The following is a 19,895-nucleotide window of genomic DNA, read 5'->3' as shown; positions in this document are numbered from 1 at the left end:
CCGGAGACGCCTGATGGAAACCGCGTTTGCGCCGATCGCCTCATTTGGAGGCGGGCTCGCAATTGGACTTGGATCCGTGCTTTTGATGCTCGGACTGGGACGTATCATGGGTGCAACGGGCATATTGTCTGGCTTAACATTCCCAGAAAACCGCGAGGAATTCGCCTGGCGAACAGCCTTGGTTGTGGGAATGATGCTTGCACCGGGCCTGATCTATGCTGCGACCGGTGCAATGCCTGAACTTACGGTACCTGTCAGCCCGATTATGATCGTGATCGGCGGTGTGATCGTCGGTCTGGGCGCCAGTCTCGGATCTGGCTGCACGTCAGGGCATGGTGTTTGCGGACTATCTCGGCTGTCTGTTCGCTCTTTGGTGGCAGTGCCGACCTTCATGGCCACAGCTGCAATCACAGTCTTCCTGATCCGTCATGTCTTTGGAGTATGAAGCAATGAAACTTGTTTTTGCTTTGTTTACTGGCCTGATCTTTGGCGTTGGTATCGCTATTTCGGGCATGATGGATCCGGCCAAAGTTTTGAATTTCTTTGATATTGCCGGGACGTGGGATCCTAGCCTCGCCTTTGTTATGGGTGGTGCGCTCCTAGTCACGTTCTTCGGCTACAGACTTGCCTGGCGGCAAAAAACGCCGCTCTTTGGTGGGCGTTTTCAGATCCCAAACGCGACGGCCGTAGACAAGCGATTGGTTGGTGGTTCGGCTCTCTTCGGCGTCGGTTGGGGAATTGCAGGCTTCTGCCCCGGCGCTGCTATACCGGCACTTGGTACTGGGCGTTGGGAAGTTGTTCTCTTTCTGGTTGCCGTTCTTGCCGGGTTTGTACTGCGCAGGCTCCTTTTTGCGCGTCCTGGTCAGTCGCCGGCGTAGTCACCGATTTCCCTGAACCTCTCTGGAGTACAATCAGATGACGTATCCCGTGAACATGAACATCAAGCCGGACGTTCAGGCCTTCTTCGATGAGGCGACGAACACCATCAGCTATATTGTGAAGGATCCCACCTCGAACTCATGTGCCATTGTCGATAGCGTAATGGAAATTGACTACGCGGCGGGGTGCATCACTCACGATCACGCAGACGAGCTCGTCCACCAAATCGTAAGCCAAGATCTGAATTTGGAATGGATCATTGAGACCCATGTTCACGCCGATCATTTGAGTGCAGCGCCGTATATCCAACAAAAGCTTGGGGGAAAAATCGGCATTGGTTCAAAAATCATGATCGTGCAGGACACGTTTGGGAAGGTCTTCAATGAAGGTACCGAGTTCCAGCGTGATGGCAGCCAGTTCGATCAGCTTTTCGAAGACGGCGATACGTACACGGTTGGCAATATGCAGGTGTTCACAATGTACACCCCCGGCCATACGCCGGCTTGCATGGTACATGTCGCAGGAGATGCGGCTTTTGTGGGCGATACTTTGTTCATGCCGGATGGGGGATCAGCGCGCGCAGATTTTCCCGGCGGCGATGCAGCAACGCTTTACGATAGCATTCAAAGAGTCCTGAGCTTGCCGGACGAAACACGACTTTTCATGTGCCATGACTACGGACCAAACGGGCGCGACATCGCCTGGGAAACAACTGTCGGCAATGAGAAAGCCCACAATATCCACGTTGGTGGTGGCAAATCAAAAGAAGAGTTCGTCAAGTTCCGAGTAGAACGAGATGCTCTGCTGGCAATGCCGAAGCTGATCATCCCATCTCTTCAAGTAAATATGCGCGCGGGTGAAGTGCCAACGGACGTGGACGGCAACCCCATGCTCAAGGTTCCGGTCAACAAACTCTGATTTTGAAAGGATGAGAGCGATGGAAATCACCCAAATTTCCCACGACTTCAGTACTTGCGGTCAATTGGAGACCGATGACTTGGCGGAAGTCAAAACGCTTGGATTTCGCTCGCTAATCTGTGTGCGTCCTGACGGCGAACAAAAGGAGCAGCCTACTTTTAGCCAGATCCAAGAATGCGCCAAGGCGCAAGGTCTGCAAGCTCGCTATGTGCCGGTTAAACCCTCCGGCGCAACAGAAGCGAACCACATTGCATTTTCTGAGGCGTTGGCAGAGCTGTCCGAGCCTGTCCTTGGCTACTGCCGAAGCGGTCAGCGCGCTGCAACGCTGTGGCACGCACGACGAGACACTGCGGCGTAGCGGGAGGTAAGGATGCGGACGGCGCAATATCTGCCGGTTCTGAGTTGGGCTCGCGGCTATGGATGGGCAGAGCTTTCTAACGATCTGATGGCGGCGGTGATCGTCACCATCATGCTGATACCCCAATCCTTGGCCTACGCGCTCTTGGCTGGATTGCCTCCAGAAGCAGGGCTGTATGCATCCATCGCGCCAATTCTTCTTTACGCAATATTTGGAACCAGTCGCGCCTTAGCGGTTGGCCCGGTTGCCGTTGTCTCACTATTAACAGCGTCGGCGGTCGGTCAGGTTGCAGAACAAGGCACGGCAGGTTACGCGGTTGCGGCACTAACCCTCGCATTTATTTCTGGCGGTTTCCTGTTGCTTTTGGGGTTCTTGCGGCTAGGCTTCCTGGCTAATTTTTTGAGCCATCCGGTAATTGCAGGGTTTATCACAGCATCTGGGATCTTGATCGCTGCCAGCCAACTCAAGCACATTTTGGGTGTGAATGCGCACGGACATACATTGCTCGAGATTGTCGCATCGATTGCAGCGCACTTGCACGAGGTGAATTGGGTTACGCTCGTTATCGGCCTCAGTGCGACAGCCTTCCTTTTTTGGGCCCGCCAATGGTTAAAACCCGGGTTATTGAGGTTGGGTGCTCCGGCGGCGCTTGCCGATATTCTAACGAAGGCGGGACCTGTTGCCGCCGTAGTTGCCACTACGGTTACTGTTTGGGCACTAGATCTTGTCGAAATGGGTGTGAAAATCGTTGGGGAAGTCCCGCAAAGCCTGCCGCCGCTTACATTGCCAGTATTTGCGCCCGACTTGCTTGCAGCGCTGTTGGTTCCGGCGGTCCTGATTTCAGTGATTGGCTTTGTCGAATCCGTCTCAGTCGCGCAAACTTTGGCAGCCAAGAAACGTCAACGGATTGATCCGGACCAGGAACTCATTGGACTGGGCGCAGCCAACATAGGCGCAGCGTTCACCGGAGGCTACCCGGTCACGGGGGGATTTGCGCGATCAGTCGTCAATTTCGATGCTGGCGCTGAAACTCCAGCTGCTGGCGCCTATACTGCGCTTGGCCTCGCAATCGCCGCCTTGGCGTTGACACCATTGGTGTATTTCCTGCCAAACGCCACGTTGGCCGCTACAATCATTGTGGCGGTTCTGAGCCTCGTGGATTTTTCAATATTTCGCAGAACATGGGACTATTCCCGTGCCGACTTCATCGCGGTATCAGCAACGGTTTTGCTGACGATCGGTCTGGGTGTCGAAGTCGGCGTCGCGTCTGGAGTGTCGATTTCAATACTTTTGCATTTGTACAAGACGTCTCGACCGCATGTTGCGGAAGTGGGCCGCGTGCCCGGGACAGAGCACTTTCGAAATGTCCAGCGCCACGATGTCGAAACCGCACCTACGGTGCTAACGCTGCGCATCGACGAGAGTCTTTACTTTGTAAACGCCGGCTTTCTGGAAGAACTGATCTTCAGTCGCCTTGCCGATCGGACGAAGGTCAAACATGTTGTTTTGATGTTCTCCGCCGTTAACGAAGTGGACTACTCAGCGCTGGAAACTCTCGAGGCGATCAATCACCGCCTTAGGGAGCTTGGCGTTGGCCTACATCTGTCCGAAGTCAAGGGTCCTGTTATGGACAGACTCAAACGGTCTCATATTGTCGACGGTCTGAACGGCAGGGTTTTCTTGTCCCAGCACGATGCGTGGACAACGATTATTGCAGAAGCGAGCGAGTGACTAAGATCAGCTTGGTTTGTGAACGTGATCAGAATGAGCGCTTTGGTTCGCATAGCGAACGCATGAGCGTATCTGATTAATGAACACCTCGTGCCGATATGTGCCATCAAAGGCAATCGTTTTCTAAAAAAGAGAACCGCCGAAACCGTCCTTCACACGTGAATTCTTGTTTGAACTGTGACCTCAACGCTCAGTTATGAAGGACAGCCCATACACGAGTTGTTTCAAGCCAAGCGCAGCACCGGCGAAGATGGCAGCGAATGTTACAGGCGCGCTGTAGGCCAAAAGTGAGAAGGCAGAAATACCTTGTCCGACGCTGCAACCGACCGCGATGATCGCACCTGGCCCCATAATCGCTGCCCCGAGCATTTGACGCTTGAGTTCGCGTGGATCTTCGCATGCTTCCCATCGGAAATGACCTTTGGACCAGGACCCCAAAAATGCGCCAATGAGAACGCCGGAGACTGATCCGACCGCAAAGGACAAAGTGTTTCCGGACGCTGTCATGAGGTAGAATAACGTGTCGCCAAGTGGTGCGGCGAAGGTATGGGTTTGAACCGGTTCACCATCGAAACCGTGCGTCGCAACCCAATTCGTGCCGAGCCACCCTGATACGATCGCCAGCCCAACTACAGATCCCCAAAATACCTGTGCGGGAGCGCGGCGGAAGCGCCGGTTTGCCAAGGCGAAAATCACCAACGCAATGCCGATGACTGCGCCAATGAGCCAAGCTGGGATAGAGGTCAGCTGTTCGGCAAGGAAGCTAATGCTCTGTGGGCCTTCAATATCCATTTCCTCGGGGAAGACCCATACGCGCAAATATGCAAGGGGCCCGGACATGACAACGTAAGCAGACAGACCCATAATCAAAACGATGACGAATGATCGAAGGTCGCCGCCTCCAAGCCTTGCCAGCGCGCCATAGCCACAGTTTCCGCTGATGGCCATTCCGTAACCGAACATGAGACCACCCACGATCGATCCAAGTGGGTTCCAGGTCTGTGCAAGATACCTTGTTCCAACAGGGTCCAGCCACCCTAAAGCCATAGCTGAGTGGCTGCCTACAATTGCTACGCCGATCGCAATTGCCCACATGCGCAGCCGCCGGTCATCATCTGCGTAAAGGTAGTCTTCGATTGCACCCAACGTGCAGAAACGACCAATGCGTGCGGCCAAGCCTAAAACAATGCCACCGATCAAACCGATCAGGGCAACGGTGTTGGCGTCTCCCAATGCTTCGAACATTGCCAGTCTCCTCCCAAAGCTGGCGGCTACTTTTGGTGACTTCTACTTCTCCCTGCAGAATAGATCGTAGACGACTTCCAGAATCTGTGTCGATCTATCATCCGCCAGTCTGTAGTAGATCGTTTTCCCCTCGCGTCGCGTTTTGACCAAGCCCTCAAAGCGCAAGCGGGATAGTTGCTGAGACACGGCAGCCTGACGTGCCGAGAGCATTTCTTCCATCTGCGTGACAGATTTTTCGCCCGAGGACAGGTAGCACAGGATCATCAGGCGCCCTTCATGGCTGATTGCCTTGAGGAAACTTGACGCCGTCTGAGCATTTTCCATCATTCTGTCCATGTCTTCGGCGCACATGTCTTTTGAGAACACAGGCAGTTTCGAAGATTTGTCCAACAAGTTCGCCTCGCTTTCATAGCTTCACGCATTCATAACAGTTTATGTAATGCGCCCCAGTTTATCCAGAGGTCTCAATCGACACCCCAGCGTCACGTAGCAAAACGCCCAGCAACCCCCAGAAAAAATCTTCGCCGGGATAGCCTTCGATCCGGCCGACCTCTTGGCCATCGTCCAGCAGAACAAAGGTTGGCGTGTAGTAGAGAGGCCGCTCCAATGCGATGCCTTCAGGCATAGCCGCGTGGATATCGATGCGTTGGAGTGGAGCGGCATGTCCTTCCGGTGTCTTGGGGTAGATCTCCGAGATGTCGGTGTCCCAACGTGCACACCATATACACCCATCTTCTTCGGCCATCAGAAGAGTCATTTCTGCCCGTGAGACCACGGGAGAAACAAACAACGTGATTGCACTCAAGAGTAGAATTAGGTGGCGCATCTCAAGCTCCGATTGACCGCAGCGATATATCTTTATTATTTTGAATGTGTGAATGATAGCGCGCCAGGACGGGTTTGACCATGCTCGACATTACATTTGCGGGTGCTTTAGTCGCAGGGCTATTGTCGTTCCTGTCGCCCTGCATCCTACCTATCGTGCCGTTTTATCTTAGCTATCTGGCCGGCGTCGGGATTGATCAAATATCGGCGGGTTCTACAATTCCCGGCGGCGTTCGTCGCAAGGCAACGCTTTCTGCGATAGCATTTGCAGCCGGGATCATAACGATCTTCATGGCGCTAGGTGCGACGGCTTCGATATTCGGGCAGCTGGTACGAGAGTATTTCGACATCCTGCGTTGGATCGCTGCGGCCATCATCATTGTGATGGGCATGCATTTCTTGGGGATTATCCGCATCGGGTTCCTGTATCGCCAATTTCGTGCGGATGTTGGTGATACATCAGATGTGAGCCTTGTTGGAGCATATGTTCTTGGATTGGCGTTTGCTTTTGGCTGGACCCCCTGTGTTGGGCCGGTGCTCGCTGCGATCCTGTTCACAGCGGCCGGAACCGAAACGGCCTGGCGTGGAGCGGTGCTTCTATTCGTCTACGGTGTTGGAATGACCGCACCGTTTGTTCTGGCGGCCTTCCTGGTCCGCCCCTTCATGCAGTGGATGGCACGGTTCAGAAAGCACTTGCCCCTCATCGAAATGGCAATGGGTGGCTTTCTGGTGCTCTTCGGCATCCTCATTGCAACCAACTCCATCAATCACATCGCACAATGGATGCTCGACCATATGCCTTGGCTTGCAGCCATTGGATAACTCGGGAGGAAGACATGAATCGAGTTTTGTCAGCATTGATCGCTTGTCTGATCGGCGGGGCAGTTTCCGCCGCTGAACTGGGCGACGACGGTTTGCATAAAACGCCGTGGATGCGCGACACCTTCAAAGACCTTCGTGAGGATCTTGAAGAGGCGTCAAGCGAAGACAAGCGGTTGGTTTTATTCATTGAGCAACAAGGCTGCATCTATTGCAAGAAAATGCATGAAGAAGTGTTCCCCCAGCCTGACCTCGCAGCGTTCATCGAAGAAAATTTCTTTGTCGTCCAACTGGATTTGCATGGCAGCACCGCGGCCATCGACTTTGACGGTGAAGAGAATGAGCAAAGAGCGCTGATGCGAAAATGGGGGATTCTGTTCACCCCGACGCTCGTATTCCTGTCGGAAGAGGTGCCAGAGGACGCTACAGCCATCGATGCTGCGGTCGCTGTTATGCCCGGAGCGTTCTCAAAAGGAACAACCTTAGACCTTTTCACCTGGGTCGAGGAAAAACGATATGAGCTTGAAAATGGTGAAGATTTCCAACGCTATCATGCGCGGCGCATTCAAGAGCGAAACAATGTTTCTCAGGATTGAGCGCTGCCATTATAAATAAAAAAATTCATTATTATGAATTTAATGTTGCGACAAGCGGTACTCGTCGACTACGGTACACAAGGCTTTGGGTCGCAAGGCGCCGTCGGCGCGTTAGCAAATGGGAGGGATCATGAAGCTGAGACTCTTAACATTGGTCTGCGCAATGACAGGCGTTGCCGCAATTGCGGCAGAAACAGACCCGCAAGACGTAACCTATGACGACTATGGTGCCATTGAGGCTTCGTTGACCGGTGCTGCTGGCGACGCGGCGAATGGCGCGCTTATCGTTGGGGACAAGTCAAAAGGCAACTGCGTTGCGTGCCACGCGGTTTCGGCTTTGGCTGACATCCCGTTCCATGGCGAAGTTGGTCCGATGCTGGATGGCGCCGGTGATCGTTGGACCGAAGCAGAACTTCGCGGATTGGTCGCAAATGCCAAGATGACGTTCGAAGGCACGGTGATGCCTGCGTTCTACAAGGATGACGGTTATATCCGCCCGGGCGACGCCTATACCGGAAAAGCCCCAACCGCGCCTTTGACGTCGATCCTGACAGCACAAGAAATTGAGGACGTGGTCGCGTTTCTTGCGACCCTGAAGGAAGAATAGCTGCGCTTTCAGGCGCAGATTTTCGAAGAATCAAAGGAGATTGAAAATGGAACTCTCTCGCCGCGAGACACTGGCCCTTGGGCTGGGCGCCGCGTTCCTGACAATTATGCCGCTTCGGGCAAATGCAGCTGCTGAAGATGCCATTGCGGCATTTACAGGCGGGGCAGATGTGGCTGATGGCGGTGTTACGTTGACTGCACCGGAAATCGCAGAAAACGGAAATACTGTACCTATCGAAGTGAGTGCCCCGAGTGCCGCTGCAATTCTGATCGTGGCTGCAGGCAACCCCGAACCGGGCGTCGCGACATTCAATTTCGGCCCATTGGCGGCTGAACAAGCCGCATCAACCCGCATCCGTCTTGCCGGAACGCAGGACGTCATTGCCGTGGCGAAGATGGCAGATGGCAGCTTTGCCAAAGCGTCCGCGACCGTAAAAGTGACAATCGGCGGCTGCGGCGGCTGATCGCCACGCGCCCTGAAGAACAGGAGATTAACCAATGGCATCCGGTGTGAAACCCCGCGTCAAGGTTCCAAAGACAGCCGCTGCTGGTGAAACCATAACGATCAAGACACTGATCAGCCACAAGATGGAAAGCGGCCAGCGTAAGGACAAAGAAGGCAACGTCATCCCGCGTTCGATCATCAACCGTTTCACCTGCGAGTTTAATGGAGAAATGGTGGTGGATGTGACGATGGAGCCGGCGATTTCGACCAACCCGTACTTCCAGTTCGAAGCGACTGTGCCCGACGCCGGTGAGTTTGTCTTCACTTGGTACGATGATGACGGCTCTGTTTACGATGAGAAAAAAACGATCGAGATCGCCTGACGGCTCGAACACTAAGGCAGATCAGCGCTGGTAGGAGGAGTTGGCGCTGATCCACCAAGGGAGGAACGCAATGAATACCAAGGCACTTACGGCGATCGCGGCAATTCTGGTTTTCCCGGCTGCAGCGATGGCTGGACCGGACGAAGACAATTTGGTGATCAATGATGAGTTGGACATGACCTCGGTCACTGAAGCTCCGGCACATCTGGAAAATTTGGACACGATCTACTCGGGTTGGCATTTTCGCACGGATGAAACGCAAGCGCTTCAACTTGATGACTTCGACAACCCCGCAATGATCTTCGTCGATCAGGCCGCCGATCTCTTCGGGACCGTTGATGGTGCCGCTGGCGAGAGCTGTGCCTCTTGCCACGATGGGGTGGAAAGCTTCAAGGGATTGCAGGCGTCCATGCCGAAGGTGGATGCCGAAACTGGTAAGTTGGTCGTCATGGAAGATCTGATCAACAAGTGCCGCACGGACCGCATGGAAGCCGATGCCTGGAAATGGTCCGGGGGTGACATGCAGGGCATGGTCGCTTTGATCGGTCTGCAATCACGCGGGTTGCCTATGAACGTAGCGATTGATGGCGATGCCGCCCCATTTTGGGAGCAGGGCAAGGAGATGTATTATACCCGCTATGGTCAGCTGGAGTTGAGCTGTGCCAATTGTCATGAAGACAACTGGGGCAACATGATCCGCGCCGACCACCTGAGCCAAGGTATGATCAACGGGTTCCCGACGTATCGTCTGAAACAGGCCAAGCTGATCTCGCGCCACAATCGTTTCCGCGGCTGTATTCGCGATACGCGGGCGGAAACTTTTGCCGAAGGATCGGACGAGTTTCGCGCGCTTGAGCTCTATGTGGCCTCGCGTGGCAACGGGCTTTCAGTCGAAACTCCTGCTGTACGTCAATAACGAACGAGCCGCGCGGGCGTTGTCCTGCGCGGGTTTTTCATGCATATAACATTCACATATTTATATGTGTTATAGGAAAGCTGATAGATGATTTCTCGACGTGACTTCTTGCAGGTTTCAATGGCAGCTTCGGCTCTGTACGGGGCGTCCGGGTTTGGCAAATGGGCCAAGCTTGCCGCGCAGCAAAGCCTAACGCAGGATCAATTGCTGGAGTTCGAGACCTTCGGCAATATCAGCCTGATCCATGTCACCGACATCCACGCGCAACTCAAGCCGATCTATTTCCGTGAACCCGAGATAAACCTTGGTATTGGCGATGCGCGAGGGCAGATGCCGCATGTCACGGGGGCGGCTTTCCGCAAGGCGTACGGGATCGAAGATGGAAGCCCGTCGGCCTATGCGCTGACCTACAATGATTTCTCTGCGCTGGCCAAGACCTACGGTCGGGTTGGTGGATTGGACCGGGTCTCAACTGTCATCAACGCCATTCGTGCTGACCGTCCTGATGCCCTTTTATTGGATGGGGGCGATACCTGGCACGGTTCATACACCTGCTATCAGACGGCCGGTCAGGACATGGTCAATGTCATGAACGCGCTGAAACCCGATGCTATGACCTTCCATTGGGAGTTCACGTTGGGCAGCGACAGGGTTAACGAAATCGTCGAAAGTTTGCCTTTTGCGGCCTTGGGTCAAAACATCTTTGATGCCGAGTGGGACGAACCTGCAGAATTGTTCCAACCCTACAAGTTTTTTGATCGGGGCGGTGCAAAGGTTGCTGTTATCGGGCAAGCGTTTCCTTACATGCCCATCGCGAACCCAGGCTGGATGTTCCCAGAATATTCATTCGGTATCCGGGATGAAAACATGCAGGCAATGGTGGACGAGGTTCGCGATGCCGGTGCCGATGTCGTCGTCGTCCTCAGCCATAATGGCTTTGACGTGGATAAGAAGATGGCAGGTCAGGTGCAAGGGATCGACGTGATCCTAAGCGGTCACACACATGACGCGCTACCCGAGCCGGTTCTGGTCGGTAAAACGCATATCATTGCGTCTGGCTCGAACGGAAAATTCGTTAGCCGCGTCGATCTCGACGTGAGGGACGGGCAGATGATGGGGCTGAAGCACAAGCTGATCCCGATCTTCTCTGACGTCATCGCTCCTGATCCTGCGATCACTGCTCTGATAAATGATCAGCGCGCGCCGTACGAGGCTGCGCTGAGTGAGGTGATTGGCAAAACGGATTCGTTGCTCTACCGCCGTGGCAACTTTAACGGCACCTGGGATGACCTGATTTGCGATGCTCTGATCAATGAGCGTGAGGCAGACATCGCGATGTCGCCCGGCGTCCGTTGGGGGCCGTCAATAATGCCTGGGCAGGATATCACGCGCGAGGACATTTGGAACGTCACATCGATGTCGTATCCCAATGCCTATCGCACAGAAATGACAGGCGAATTCATCCATGTGATCCTCGAGGATGTCGGTGACAACCTGTTCAATCCCGACCCCTACTACCAGCAGGGCGGCGATATGGTCCGCGTCGGTGGGCTTGGCTACCGCATCGATGTGACCAAACCACAAGGGCAGCGGATCAGCGAAATGACCCTGCTCAAAACGAGTGAAGCGATTGATCCATCGAAAAACTACGTCGTGGCTGGTTGGGCCAGTGTCAACGAAGGCACTGAAGGCCCGCCGATCTGGGATGTCGTCGAAAGCCACATTCGCAATCTTGGCACCGTAACGGTGCAAGAGAACACCAGTGTCGATGTTGTCGGCGCTTAAGAAACCAATGGAGACCTAAGCGATATGGATGACGCGTTCAAACCGTCCCGTCGGGCTTTCCTGAAAGGCAGTGCTGCGGTCGCCGCAGGGTCAGTTGCGGGTGCGGCAGCGGCAGACACGCCCGACCCACTGATAACAGAGCTTCAGGATTGGGCGTCTTACACGGGTGCCGGTGTAGATGAGTCACCTTATGGCATTCCGATCAGCTTTGAATCCCATGTCGTTCGGCGCAACGTGGAATGGCTGACCGCTTCTCCGATTTCGTCGATCAACTTCACGCCGATCCACGCGCTTGATGGCACGATCACTCCGCAAGGATGCGCTTTTGAGCGTCATCATTCGGGCGCGATTGAGCTGCGCAAAGAGGATTATCGCCTGATGATCAACGGGCTGGTAGATCGCCCGCTTGTGTTTACTTATGAAGACATTGAGCGTTTCCCGCGCGAAAACCATGTGTACTTCTGCGAATGTGCGGCAAACACCGGTATGGAGTGGGCTGGTTCTCAACTCAATGGCGTCCAATTTACGCACGGCATGATTCACAACATGGAATACACGGGTGTTCCGCTGCGGTCGCTATTGCAGGAAGCAGGCGCTGATATCTCACCAGACAAATGGGTCTATGTTGAAGGCGCAGACGCGTCATCCAATGGCCGCTCTATCCCGATGGAAAAAGCACTGGATGATGTGTTGGTGGCTTTCAAGGCAAATGGTGAAGCGCTGCGAATGGAGCACGGATATCCCGTGCGACTGGTTGTTCCTGGCTGGGAAGGCAACATGTGGGTCAAGTGGCTGCGCCGCATCGAAGTCGTCGATATGGCGGTCGAAAGCCGGGAAGAAACATCAAAGTACACCGACGTCTACGCCGATGGCGCAGCCCAGAAATGGACTTGGGTGATGGATGCAAAATCCGTCATTACATCGCCCAGCCCGCAAATGCCGATCAAACACGGACCGGGACCCTTGGTCATTTCCGGGCTTGCATGGTCAGGCCACGGACAAATTACGCGGGTCGATGTGTCCAAGGACGGTGGAATCACCTGGGAGACTACGCGCCTTGGCAAGCAGGGCGACAGCAAGGCTTTGACGCGTTTCTATCTCGATACGAACTGGGACGGAGCACCAATGTTGTTACAGGCCCGGGCGATAGACGAGACTGGCTATGTGCAGCCGACCAAAGACCAACTGCGCGAAAAACGCGGAGAAAACTCGGTCTACCACAACAACTGTATCCAGACTTGGTACGTGAGCGCAGAAGGTATCGCAGAGAATGTCGAAGCCTCTTAGTCATGTTTTCCTGCCCGTATTTGGTGGCATAGCCTTGGTGCTTGCGGCAGCGTTGGTATTTGCCAATCGGAACTACGGTCAGTCGAAGATAGACACTTTGGAAACCCGGATAGGTCAGGTTGAAGCGCATGCAGCATCAGCTCTGGAAAATGCGCAAGCGGAGGCCAGGCGAGCAGCTGAACTTGAGACCAAAGTCGAGGAAATCCAATCGGCCGCTGCGGAACGGGTTGCGAATGGTGCGAACCTAACTGCACCGGCGCCGAGTCGCGATGGTACTTTTGGGCTTGGACGTCCTGCATTGGAGGAAGAGATCGCGGCGTGGGACGTCGACATCTTGCCCGACGGGCGTGGCTTGCCGGTTGGATCAGGCGATGTCTGGACCGGAGAAGAAGTGTTTGTCGACCGGTGTGCGTCCTGTCACGGAGAGTTTGCCGAAGGCGCCGACAATTGGCCTGTTCTGGCCGGCGGCTTCGACACGCTCGCCGACGAAGATCCTGTGAAAACCGTCGGGTCTTATTGGCCGCATTTGTCGACCGCTTGGGACTATATTTCCCGCTCAATGCCATTTGGTGAAGCGGGTACACTTACGGCGGATGAGACCTACGCAATCGTCGCCTATATCCTTTATTCCAATGACCTGGTGGATGACGATTTCGTTCTCAGCAATGAAAACTTCGCTGAATTCGAGATGTACAACAAGGATGGGTTTGTCGTCGATACGCGACCTGAGACTGAGTACGCAGAATGGCGAAAAGAGCCTTGCATGGAGAACTGCAGAACAGAGGCCGCGGTTACTATGCGCTCTGTATTTCTGGTTGAGACGCCACCAGAAGGCGGTTCGAATTCGGTCATGAACGAAGCCAGCGCGGACGAGTTGCCGACGTTCACGGCGGAAGGGCCTTCGTTCATTCCGGCCGCAGCGCCAAAGCCAGAGGAAGAAGCCGCCGCAACACCGGCTGTTCAAGAAATCGACGAGGCTGACCAGACTACGGAACTGTTCGCAGCCGGTGAGAAGGTCTTCAAGAAATGTAAATCCTGCCATCAGGTTGGTGACGGTGCAAAGGACAGTACGGGTCCGGCGCTGAACGGGGTTATCGGGGCCAACGCAGGGTCGGTTGAAGGGTTCAAATACTCCAAGGCCATGAAAGCCGCGGCCGAGGCTGGTCTCGTCTGGACCGAAGAAGAAATGGCGGCTTTTCTGACGAAGCCCAAGGAATACATGAAAGGCACACGGATGTCTTTTGCAGGCCTTAAGAAACAGGACGATATCCAAGCTTTGATCATCTATCTCAAGACGTTTGGAAGTTGATGATGCGTTGGCCGAACGCATTGATCTTTGCCACGTTTTTTGGGGCAATTGCTTCATCGATCGACGCAGCAGAAGACCTTGGTGATGCTGACGCAGGGAAAGTGGTGTTTGCCAAATGCATAGGCTGTCATCAGGTCGGAGAACGAGCCGAAAACACAATTGGTCCGCATCTGAATGGTGTCTTTGGGCGGAAGGCCGCAGGTCTCGATGGATTTAACTATTCCAAGAGTCTTGAGCGCGCGGGCAACTCGGGTCTGGAATGGCACGCTGACACTCTGTCCGCCTACATCGAAAACCCACGCTCATTTGCGTCAGGCACGAGGATGAGTTTTCGCGGTTTGAAAGATCCGGAAGACCGAGCCAACGTGATCGCGTATTTGCGGGGGTTTTCAGACAATCCCCGAGATATCCCGGAAGCGGATCCAACCGCGAAAGGCACGGATCATTCTATCGATCCCGCGATTCTCGCGATTCAAGGAGATCCTGAGTACGGCGCATATCTCAGCAGCGAATGCACTACGTGTCACCAGATCGAAGGTGGCGATGAGGGCATTCCCTCGATTGTGTATTGGCCTAACGAAGACTTCGTAGTCGCCATGCACGCTTACAGAGACAAACAGCGGCCACATCCGGTCATGCAAATGATAGCCGGACGGCTAAGCAATGACGAAATCGCGGCTTTGGCCGCATACTTCAATAATCCAGAGTGACCATGTCTAAGGGGAGGAAACGCGATGACACTCAATAGACGAGTATTTCTTGGAGCCGCCGGGGTAGCGGCCGCGGGTCTATCCGCTCCGATGGTGCTGGCTCAAGGCAAGCCCCGCGTATTGGTTGTCGGCGGAGGTGCGGGCGGTGCGACTGCCGCGCGTTACATAGCGAAGGACAGCAAAGGTGAGATTGACGTGACGCTGATCGAGCCGTCTCGGACCTACTACACCTGTTTCTTCTCAAACCTTTATTTAGGAGGTTTTCAGGAGCTATCAGACATCGCCCACAGCTATGGCACGCTTGCCGCGAACTACGGTATCAACGTCGTGCATGATTGGGCCACTGGGGTCGACCGCGACGCTAAGACGGTGTCCTTGGCAGGTGGCGGATCGGTTCCTTATGACAAGCTGATCCTTAGCCCGGGTATCGACTTTGTTGATGGTGCGGTAGAGGGCTGGGACCTCTCGGCCCAAAATAAGATGCCGCATGCTTACAAAGCTGGTTCTCAGACAGAGCTTTTGAAAGCGCAGATCATGGCGATGCCCGAAGGCGGTACCTTCGCGATGGTCGCTCCTCCTAACCCGTACCGTTGCCCGCCCGGGCCGTATGAGCGGGTTTCGATGGTGGCGCACGTGCTGAAGGCAAACAACCCAACAGCAAAGATCATTGTCGCCGATCCGAAGCCGAAATTCTCAAAAATGGCTTTGTTCCAAGAAGGCTGGGGAAACAATTACGAAGGAATGGTCGACTGGATCGGCGAAGATTTCGGCGGTGGCAATGTATCCGTGAATCCGGATGCAATGACGGTGACTATCGACGGCGAAGAGACAAAGGTCGATGTCTGCAATGTGATCCCAGCGATGAAAGCAGGTCGCATTGCGGAAATGGCGGGAGTAATCGACGGCAACTGGGCACCAGTAAACGCTGCGGACATGTCCTCCAAGACCGATCCGGATATCTACGTTCTTGGTGATGCCAGCCAGCAGGGTGACATGCCGAAATCCGGTTTTTCGGCAAACAGTCAGGCAAAAGTATGTGCGAATGCGGTACGAGGTGCGTTGACCGGATCTAAAGTATTCCCGGCCAAGTTCTCGAACACATGCTGGTCGCTGATCGATACCGATGATGGCGTTAAGGTTGGCGCAACCTATGAGGCGACGCCAGAAAAGATCGCGAAAGTCGATGGCTTTATCAGTCAAACTGGTGAAGATGCCGATTTGAGAAAAGCAACTTACGAAGAGTCGCTGGGTTGGTACGCCGGTATCACGTCGGACATGTTTGGTTGAGGCAATCGGGGGCTTTGACCGGTGTCAAAGACTCCTCTGATCAATCTGAGAAAATGCGGTTCAGGAGGAGGACCAAAACCATGAAACACTTTATCGCCGCAGCCGCATTTTCCACTGTTCTGGCGAGCCAAGGGCTTGCAGAAGAGATCATCACTACCCCCTTCGACGGTAGTTTTGATGACGCGACATTTGCAGTCGAGTCCGCGATTGTGGGACAGGGACTGGTCATCGACTATGTGAGCCATGTTGGGGAAATGCTGAATCGAACAGGCGCAGATGTTGGCAGCGACAAGCAAATATTTACGGCCGCGGATATCTTCATTTTCTGCTCGGCAAAAATTTCGCGCGAGGTCATGGAAGCCGACCCAATGAATATTGGCTTCTGCCCCTATGGGATTTTTGTAGCCGAAGACGACAATGGTGTGATGGTTGGATACCGAAGCTATCCTGATGGACCAATGCAAAAGGTTCAGACCCTGTTGTCCGGGATCGTAGAAGAAGCCGTTGGGAACTGAAATGAACTACCAGCGGTTTTTTCGTGATCAACTCGACCAGCTTCAAGAGGAAGGGAACTACCGGGTCTTTGCGGATCTCGAAAGGCAGTGTGGCGCGTTCCCGACAGCGCGTAGCTACGCGGAAAATGGTCCCGAGAAAGTCACTGTATGGTGCTCTAATGATTATCTGGGGATGGGTCAGCACCCCAGTGTTATTGCAGCAATGCACAAGGTGATCGATGAGTGTGGTGCCGGGGCAGGCGGAACGCGGAATATCTCTGGAACGACCCACGAGCATGTTTTGCTGGAACGAGAACTTGCTGACTTGCACCGAAAAGATGCTGCTTTGCTGTTCACCTCCGGGTACGTCTCGAACTGGGCTGCCTTGGGAACTTTGGCGTCTCGCATTCCTGGCATCACAGTCCTTTCTGACGAGTTGAACCATGCCTCGATGATCGAGGGCATTCGCCACAGTCGGTGCCAGAAGCGTATCTGGAAACACAACGACGTGGCGGACCTTGAAAGGCACCTTGCTGAATTGCCTGCCAATGCACCGAAGCTCATTGCGTTTGAGAGCGTCTATTCCATGGATGGCGACATTGCACCAATTGCCGAGATCTGTGATCTGGCGGATCGCTATGGCGCGATGACCTATTTGGATGAGGTTCACGCGGTTGGGCTTTATGGGCTGCGCGGCGGAGGCATAGCTGAGCGCGAAGGCCTGATGGATCGGCTAACCGTCATTGAGGGGACATTGGGCAAGGCGTTCGGCGTAGCTGGTGGATACATCGCGGCGTCGAAAGAGCTGGTGGATTTTGTCCGATCCTTTGCCAGTGGTTTTATCTTTACCACTGCATTGCCTCCCGCCGTGGCCGCAGGAGCTGCTGCTTCGGTTCGGCACCTGAAGCAAAGCCATTCGGAACGACATCTACACCAGCAGCGCGTGCGCGAGGTGCGAGACAGGCTGGACGATCTGGGCATTCCGCATACACCGAACCCAAGTCACATAATTCCGGTCATGGTCGGCGATCCGGTCAAGTGTCGCTTCATCTCTGACGTGCTGATGCGTGACTATGGAATTTACATCCAGCCGATCAATTATCCAACCGTCCCCAAGGGAACGGAACGTCTACGGATTACACCTTCCCCAGTGCATTCCACCGACGACGTGGATCGACTGGTGTCTGCCTTGGGTGAGCTATGGACACAATGCCAATTGGCGCGCAGGCCAATGGCCGCTCAATGACAACTTGACCGAAGACAAGGACGCGCAAGCAACCAAGTGAGAGTCTCTGTTGATGGAAAGACTCATCGATTTGTTGGGAGACCCTGGCGCTTTGGCATTTGCCGGTGCGCTTGTCGGTATCTTGTTCGGCGTGACGGCCCAGAAGTCTCACTTTTGTTTGAGAGCGTCGACCATCGAAGTCGCCAAAGGCGAGCTTGGTCCTCGCCTGGCTGTCTGGCTAATCGCCTTCACCGCAACGCTCACCTTAGTGCAGGCGTTTGTCGCGTTTGAGTGGTTAGACCTTTCCGAGACACGCGCGATTGCGTCGACGGGCAGTCTCAGCGGCGCAATAATTGGCGGAGCGATGTTCGGCGTTGGTATGGTTCTGGCGCGTGGGTGTGCATCTCGCCTGTTGGTATTGGCCTCCTGCGGAAATCTGCGCGCCCTGATTACAGGATTGGTTTTAACCTTAGTGGCTCAGGCTGCTTACACGGGCGTTCTTAGTCCCGCCCGCGAATTGCTTTCCGGGATCTGGACTGTCTCAGGGGGCGCCTCGAGAGATCTTTCAGAAATACTTGGATTTTCGCCAGTGGCTTATACAGCCGTTGCAGTATTGGGATTGGTGTCGGCAATTGCATTCGCATTCCACCGGAGAGTCGCGCCAATCAGGATCGTAACAGCCGCAGGAGTTGGCGTGGCGGTGGCGCTTGGCTGGTTAATGACATATGCCATCGCGCAAGCATCATTTGAAGTCGTGCCTGTTTCGTCAGTCACGTTCACCGGACCGGCTACGGATACACTGATGGCGTTGGTTGCCGAGCGAAACGTCGTGTTGTCCTTCGGTATCGGCCTTGTTCCAGGCGTAGCAATTGGTGCCGCAGGCTCGGCCCTAACTGCAGGGGAGTGGAAGATCGAACGTTTTGGTCCGGATGCTCCGATGGAGCGCTACCTTGTTGGAGCTGTCCTCATGGGGTTTGGAGCCATGCTGGCCGGAGGTTGCGCCGTGGGCGCAGGGCTTTCAGGAGGGTCCGCCCTGTCATTGACGGCTTGGCTTGCCGTTTTCTTCATGTGGGTTGGAGCGATCAGCACGCATAGGTTAATGCGCCGAATTCCTGTTCCTCAAACGTCCTGAGTTATTCGAATTCCATCTGCTCAAATACCCGCCCGGCATTTTTTGTCGCCAGTTCCTCAAACGTGTCCAAATGGGCATACGGTGACTGATCGACATAGTAAGCCTCTGCCAGATCGCCGCCGGCATCCATGTGCTCTTGGATCTTGCCGCGCAGGTAGACCAGGTAGTCGCGTGTATAACGGCGCACCTGATCCATGTTCGTCGGATGACCATGTCCGGGGATGACATATTTGGCTCCCAAAGCTTCGAACTCGTTGTCCCATGTTTCAAGCCAATCCGCTGTATAGGTCTCTTGAAAGATCGGCAGCATTCGCTCGTGAAACGCCATATCACCCGCGATAACAAGGCCTTGGTTCGGCAGCCAAATCGAGATATCGCCGGGACTATGGGCCGGCCCGAGATATTTGGCCTCAATCCGGAAATCACCCATTTCAACCACGTATTCATCCTCGAATGTCTCGGTTGGGCCTGCCAGGAAGGTTCTTTCCGCCTTGTCCTGGTTGTACCGCTGCATTCCTTCAAGGATCTGTGGGCCGTATTCCTCGAATTCAGCCGCAGCATCCGAATGGGCGATGATCGGAATACCGAGCTCTGACCAGTAGGCGTTGCCAAGCATCGCGTGCCCCTGACCATTCTCGTTGAAGACAAACTTAACCGGCTGATCCGTGATTGCCTGAATTTCCTGGTGAAGCGCTTCGGCAAGCACATAAGCCGCGCCGCCGTTTATGACGATCACGCCATCTCCGGTAACTATGAAGCTGAGGTTGTTGTTGTGACCAGAGTTCTCGTAGGTCGGCGGGGCGGTTGCGCCAATGGCGGAATAGACCCCGGGGATGTACTCGACCGGTTTGGAATACAGCACACTTTGCGGGTATTGGTCTGCAATATCCTCGCTTGCCCAAGCTGGTGTGGCTAGGGCCAAGAAAATCGCCAGCGATCGCATCA

The 19,895-nt window shown here is 54.5% G+C and carries 23 protein-coding genes; 19 read left to right on the top strand and 4 right to left on the bottom strand.

The window, feature by feature from the left end:
- Nucleotides 1-13: 13 nt before the first annotated feature.
- The 5 genes from ACR3EJ_RS18975 to ACR3EJ_RS18955 are packed head-to-tail and all read left to right on the top strand — an operon-like array spanning nucleotide 14 to nucleotide 3,886.
- A complete protein-coding gene (locus ACR3EJ_RS18975; protein ID WP_170542822.1) occupies nucleotides 14-445 on the top strand; it encodes a YeeE/YedE thiosulfate transporter family protein in 432 nt (143 codons plus the stop codon).
- A gap of 4 nt (nucleotides 446-449) precedes the next feature.
- Nucleotides 450-878: a DUF6691 family protein gene (locus ACR3EJ_RS18970; RefSeq protein WP_170542823.1), complete on the top strand. Its 429-nt coding sequence runs from the start codon at nucleotides 450-452 to the stop codon at nucleotides 876-878.
- Between the two features lie 37 nt (nucleotides 879-915).
- Complete coding sequence (locus ACR3EJ_RS18965) at nucleotides 916-1,797, top strand: MBL fold metallo-hydrolase (RefSeq protein WP_480423263.1); 882 nt, start codon at nucleotides 916-918, stop codon at nucleotides 1,795-1,797.
- Between the two features lie 19 nt (nucleotides 1,798-1,816).
- The gene (locus ACR3EJ_RS18960) at nucleotides 1,817-2,155 is read left to right on the top strand and encodes a TIGR01244 family sulfur transferase (RefSeq protein ID WP_170542826.1); all 339 of its coding nucleotides are present in this window, start codon (nucleotides 1,817-1,819) and stop codon (nucleotides 2,153-2,155) included.
- Nucleotides 2,156-2,167: 12 nt separating this feature from the next.
- A complete protein-coding gene (locus tag ACR3EJ_RS18955) occupies nucleotides 2,168-3,886 on the top strand; it encodes a sulfate permease (RefSeq protein WP_170542828.1) in 1,719 nt (572 codons plus the stop codon).
- Between the two features lie 183 nt (nucleotides 3,887-4,069).
- Here the strand turns inward: ACR3EJ_RS18955 and ACR3EJ_RS18950 are convergent, their stop codons facing one another.
- The 3 genes from ACR3EJ_RS18950 to ACR3EJ_RS18940 form a co-directional block, all read right to left on the bottom strand.
- Nucleotides 4,070-5,131, bottom strand: coding sequence for a YeeE/YedE family protein (locus ACR3EJ_RS18950; RefSeq protein WP_170542830.1), 1,062 nt, complete (start codon nucleotides 5,129-5,131; stop codon nucleotides 4,070-4,072).
- Between the two features lie 42 nt (nucleotides 5,132-5,173).
- Nucleotides 5,174-5,482: an ArsR/SmtB family transcription factor gene (locus tag ACR3EJ_RS18945; protein WP_170543314.1), complete on the bottom strand. Its 309-nt coding sequence runs from the start codon at nucleotides 5,480-5,482 to the stop codon at nucleotides 5,174-5,176.
- A 100-nt stretch (nucleotides 5,483-5,582) separates the two neighbouring features.
- Nucleotides 5,583-5,957, bottom strand: coding sequence for a thioredoxin domain-containing protein (locus ACR3EJ_RS18940; protein WP_170542832.1), 375 nt, complete (start codon nucleotides 5,955-5,957; stop codon nucleotides 5,583-5,585).
- An 80-nt stretch (nucleotides 5,958-6,037) separates the two neighbouring features.
- Here ACR3EJ_RS18940 and ACR3EJ_RS18935 point away from each other — a divergent pair, with 80 nt between their 5' ends.
- The 14 genes from ACR3EJ_RS18935 (at nucleotide 6,038) to ACR3EJ_RS18870 (ending at nucleotide 18,950) form a co-directional block, all read left to right on the top strand.
- On the top strand, nucleotides 6,038-6,778 hold the full coding sequence (locus ACR3EJ_RS18935; protein ID WP_170542834.1) for a cytochrome c biogenesis protein CcdA: 741 nt from the start codon (nucleotides 6,038-6,040) through the stop codon (nucleotides 6,776-6,778).
- A gap of 14 nt (nucleotides 6,779-6,792) precedes the next feature.
- The gene (locus tag ACR3EJ_RS18930; RefSeq protein ID WP_170542836.1) at nucleotides 6,793-7,371 is read left to right on the top strand and encodes a SoxW family protein; all 579 of its coding nucleotides are present in this window, start codon (nucleotides 6,793-6,795) and stop codon (nucleotides 7,369-7,371) included.
- A gap of 130 nt (nucleotides 7,372-7,501) precedes the next feature.
- Nucleotides 7,502-7,978: a sulfur oxidation c-type cytochrome SoxX gene (gene soxX / locus ACR3EJ_RS18925; protein WP_170353169.1), complete on the top strand. Its 477-nt coding sequence runs from the start codon at nucleotides 7,502-7,504 to the stop codon at nucleotides 7,976-7,978.
- Nucleotides 7,979-8,024: 46 nt separating this feature from the next.
- Entirely contained in the window at nucleotides 8,025-8,441 is a 417-nt protein-coding gene (gene soxY, locus ACR3EJ_RS18920; RefSeq protein WP_170542837.1) for a thiosulfate oxidation carrier protein SoxY, read from the top strand.
- 34 nt (nucleotides 8,442-8,475) lie between these two features.
- Nucleotides 8,476-8,805 carry a thiosulfate oxidation carrier complex protein SoxZ gene (gene soxZ, locus ACR3EJ_RS18915; RefSeq protein ID WP_170542839.1) on the top strand — a complete coding sequence of 110 codons (330 nt, stop codon included), beginning with the start codon at nucleotides 8,476-8,478 and terminating at the stop codon, nucleotides 8,803-8,805.
- 70 nt (nucleotides 8,806-8,875) lie between these two features.
- Entirely contained in the window at nucleotides 8,876-9,721 is an 846-nt protein-coding gene (gene soxA, locus ACR3EJ_RS18910) for a sulfur oxidation c-type cytochrome SoxA (protein ID WP_170542841.1), read from the top strand.
- Nucleotides 9,722-9,808: 87 nt separating this feature from the next.
- Nucleotides 9,809-11,506: a thiosulfohydrolase SoxB gene (gene soxB, locus ACR3EJ_RS18905; protein WP_170542843.1), complete on the top strand. Its 1,698-nt coding sequence runs from the start codon at nucleotides 9,809-9,811 to the stop codon at nucleotides 11,504-11,506.
- A gap of 24 nt (nucleotides 11,507-11,530) precedes the next feature.
- The gene (gene soxC, locus ACR3EJ_RS18900) at nucleotides 11,531-12,793 is read left to right on the top strand and encodes a sulfite dehydrogenase (RefSeq protein WP_170542846.1); all 1,263 of its coding nucleotides are present in this window, start codon (nucleotides 11,531-11,533) and stop codon (nucleotides 12,791-12,793) included.
- The gene (locus ACR3EJ_RS18895; protein ID WP_170542848.1) at nucleotides 12,777-14,102 is read left to right on the top strand and encodes a c-type cytochrome; all 1,326 of its coding nucleotides are present in this window, start codon (nucleotides 12,777-12,779) and stop codon (nucleotides 14,100-14,102) included. Before soxC ends, ACR3EJ_RS18895 begins: the two co-directional genes overlap by 17 nt.
- Nucleotides 14,103-14,104: 2 nt before the next feature.
- Nucleotides 14,105-14,812 (top strand): c-type cytochrome, encoded by a 708-nt coding sequence (locus tag ACR3EJ_RS18890; protein ID WP_170542850.1) that lies wholly within the window; start codon nucleotides 14,105-14,107, stop codon nucleotides 14,810-14,812.
- A 24-nt stretch (nucleotides 14,813-14,836) separates the two neighbouring features.
- Nucleotides 14,837-16,099 carry an NAD(P)/FAD-dependent oxidoreductase gene (locus ACR3EJ_RS18885; protein WP_170542852.1) on the top strand — a complete coding sequence of 421 codons (1,263 nt, stop codon included), beginning with the start codon at nucleotides 14,837-14,839 and terminating at the stop codon, nucleotides 16,097-16,099.
- An 80-nt stretch (nucleotides 16,100-16,179) separates the two neighbouring features.
- Nucleotides 16,180-16,614, top strand: coding sequence for a DUF302 domain-containing protein (locus ACR3EJ_RS18880; protein WP_170542854.1), 435 nt, complete (start codon nucleotides 16,180-16,182; stop codon nucleotides 16,612-16,614).
- A gap of 1 nt (nucleotide 16,615) precedes the next feature.
- Nucleotides 16,616-17,839: a 5-aminolevulinate synthase gene (hemA, locus tag ACR3EJ_RS18875; protein ID WP_170542856.1), complete on the top strand. Its 1,224-nt coding sequence runs from the start codon at nucleotides 16,616-16,618 to the stop codon at nucleotides 17,837-17,839.
- Between the two features lie 52 nt (nucleotides 17,840-17,891).
- Nucleotides 17,892-18,950 carry a YeeE/YedE family protein gene (locus ACR3EJ_RS18870; RefSeq protein WP_480423258.1) on the top strand — a complete coding sequence of 353 codons (1,059 nt, stop codon included), beginning with the start codon at nucleotides 17,892-17,894 and terminating at the stop codon, nucleotides 18,948-18,950.
- 1 nt (nucleotide 18,951) lies between these two features.
- On the opposite strand, the gene ACR3EJ_RS18865 is transcribed toward ACR3EJ_RS18870, so the two are convergent.
- Nucleotides 18,952-19,893 (bottom strand): MBL fold metallo-hydrolase, encoded by a 942-nt coding sequence (locus tag ACR3EJ_RS18865; RefSeq protein ID WP_170543316.1) that lies wholly within the window; start codon nucleotides 19,891-19,893, stop codon nucleotides 18,952-18,954.
- Nucleotides 19,894-19,895: the final 2 nt, after the last annotated feature.

This window comes from Ruegeria sp. AB11, assembly GCF_056536325.1.
Note: the sequence above shows the minus strand (reverse complement) of the source record. Positions and strands in the feature narration are given on the sequence as shown.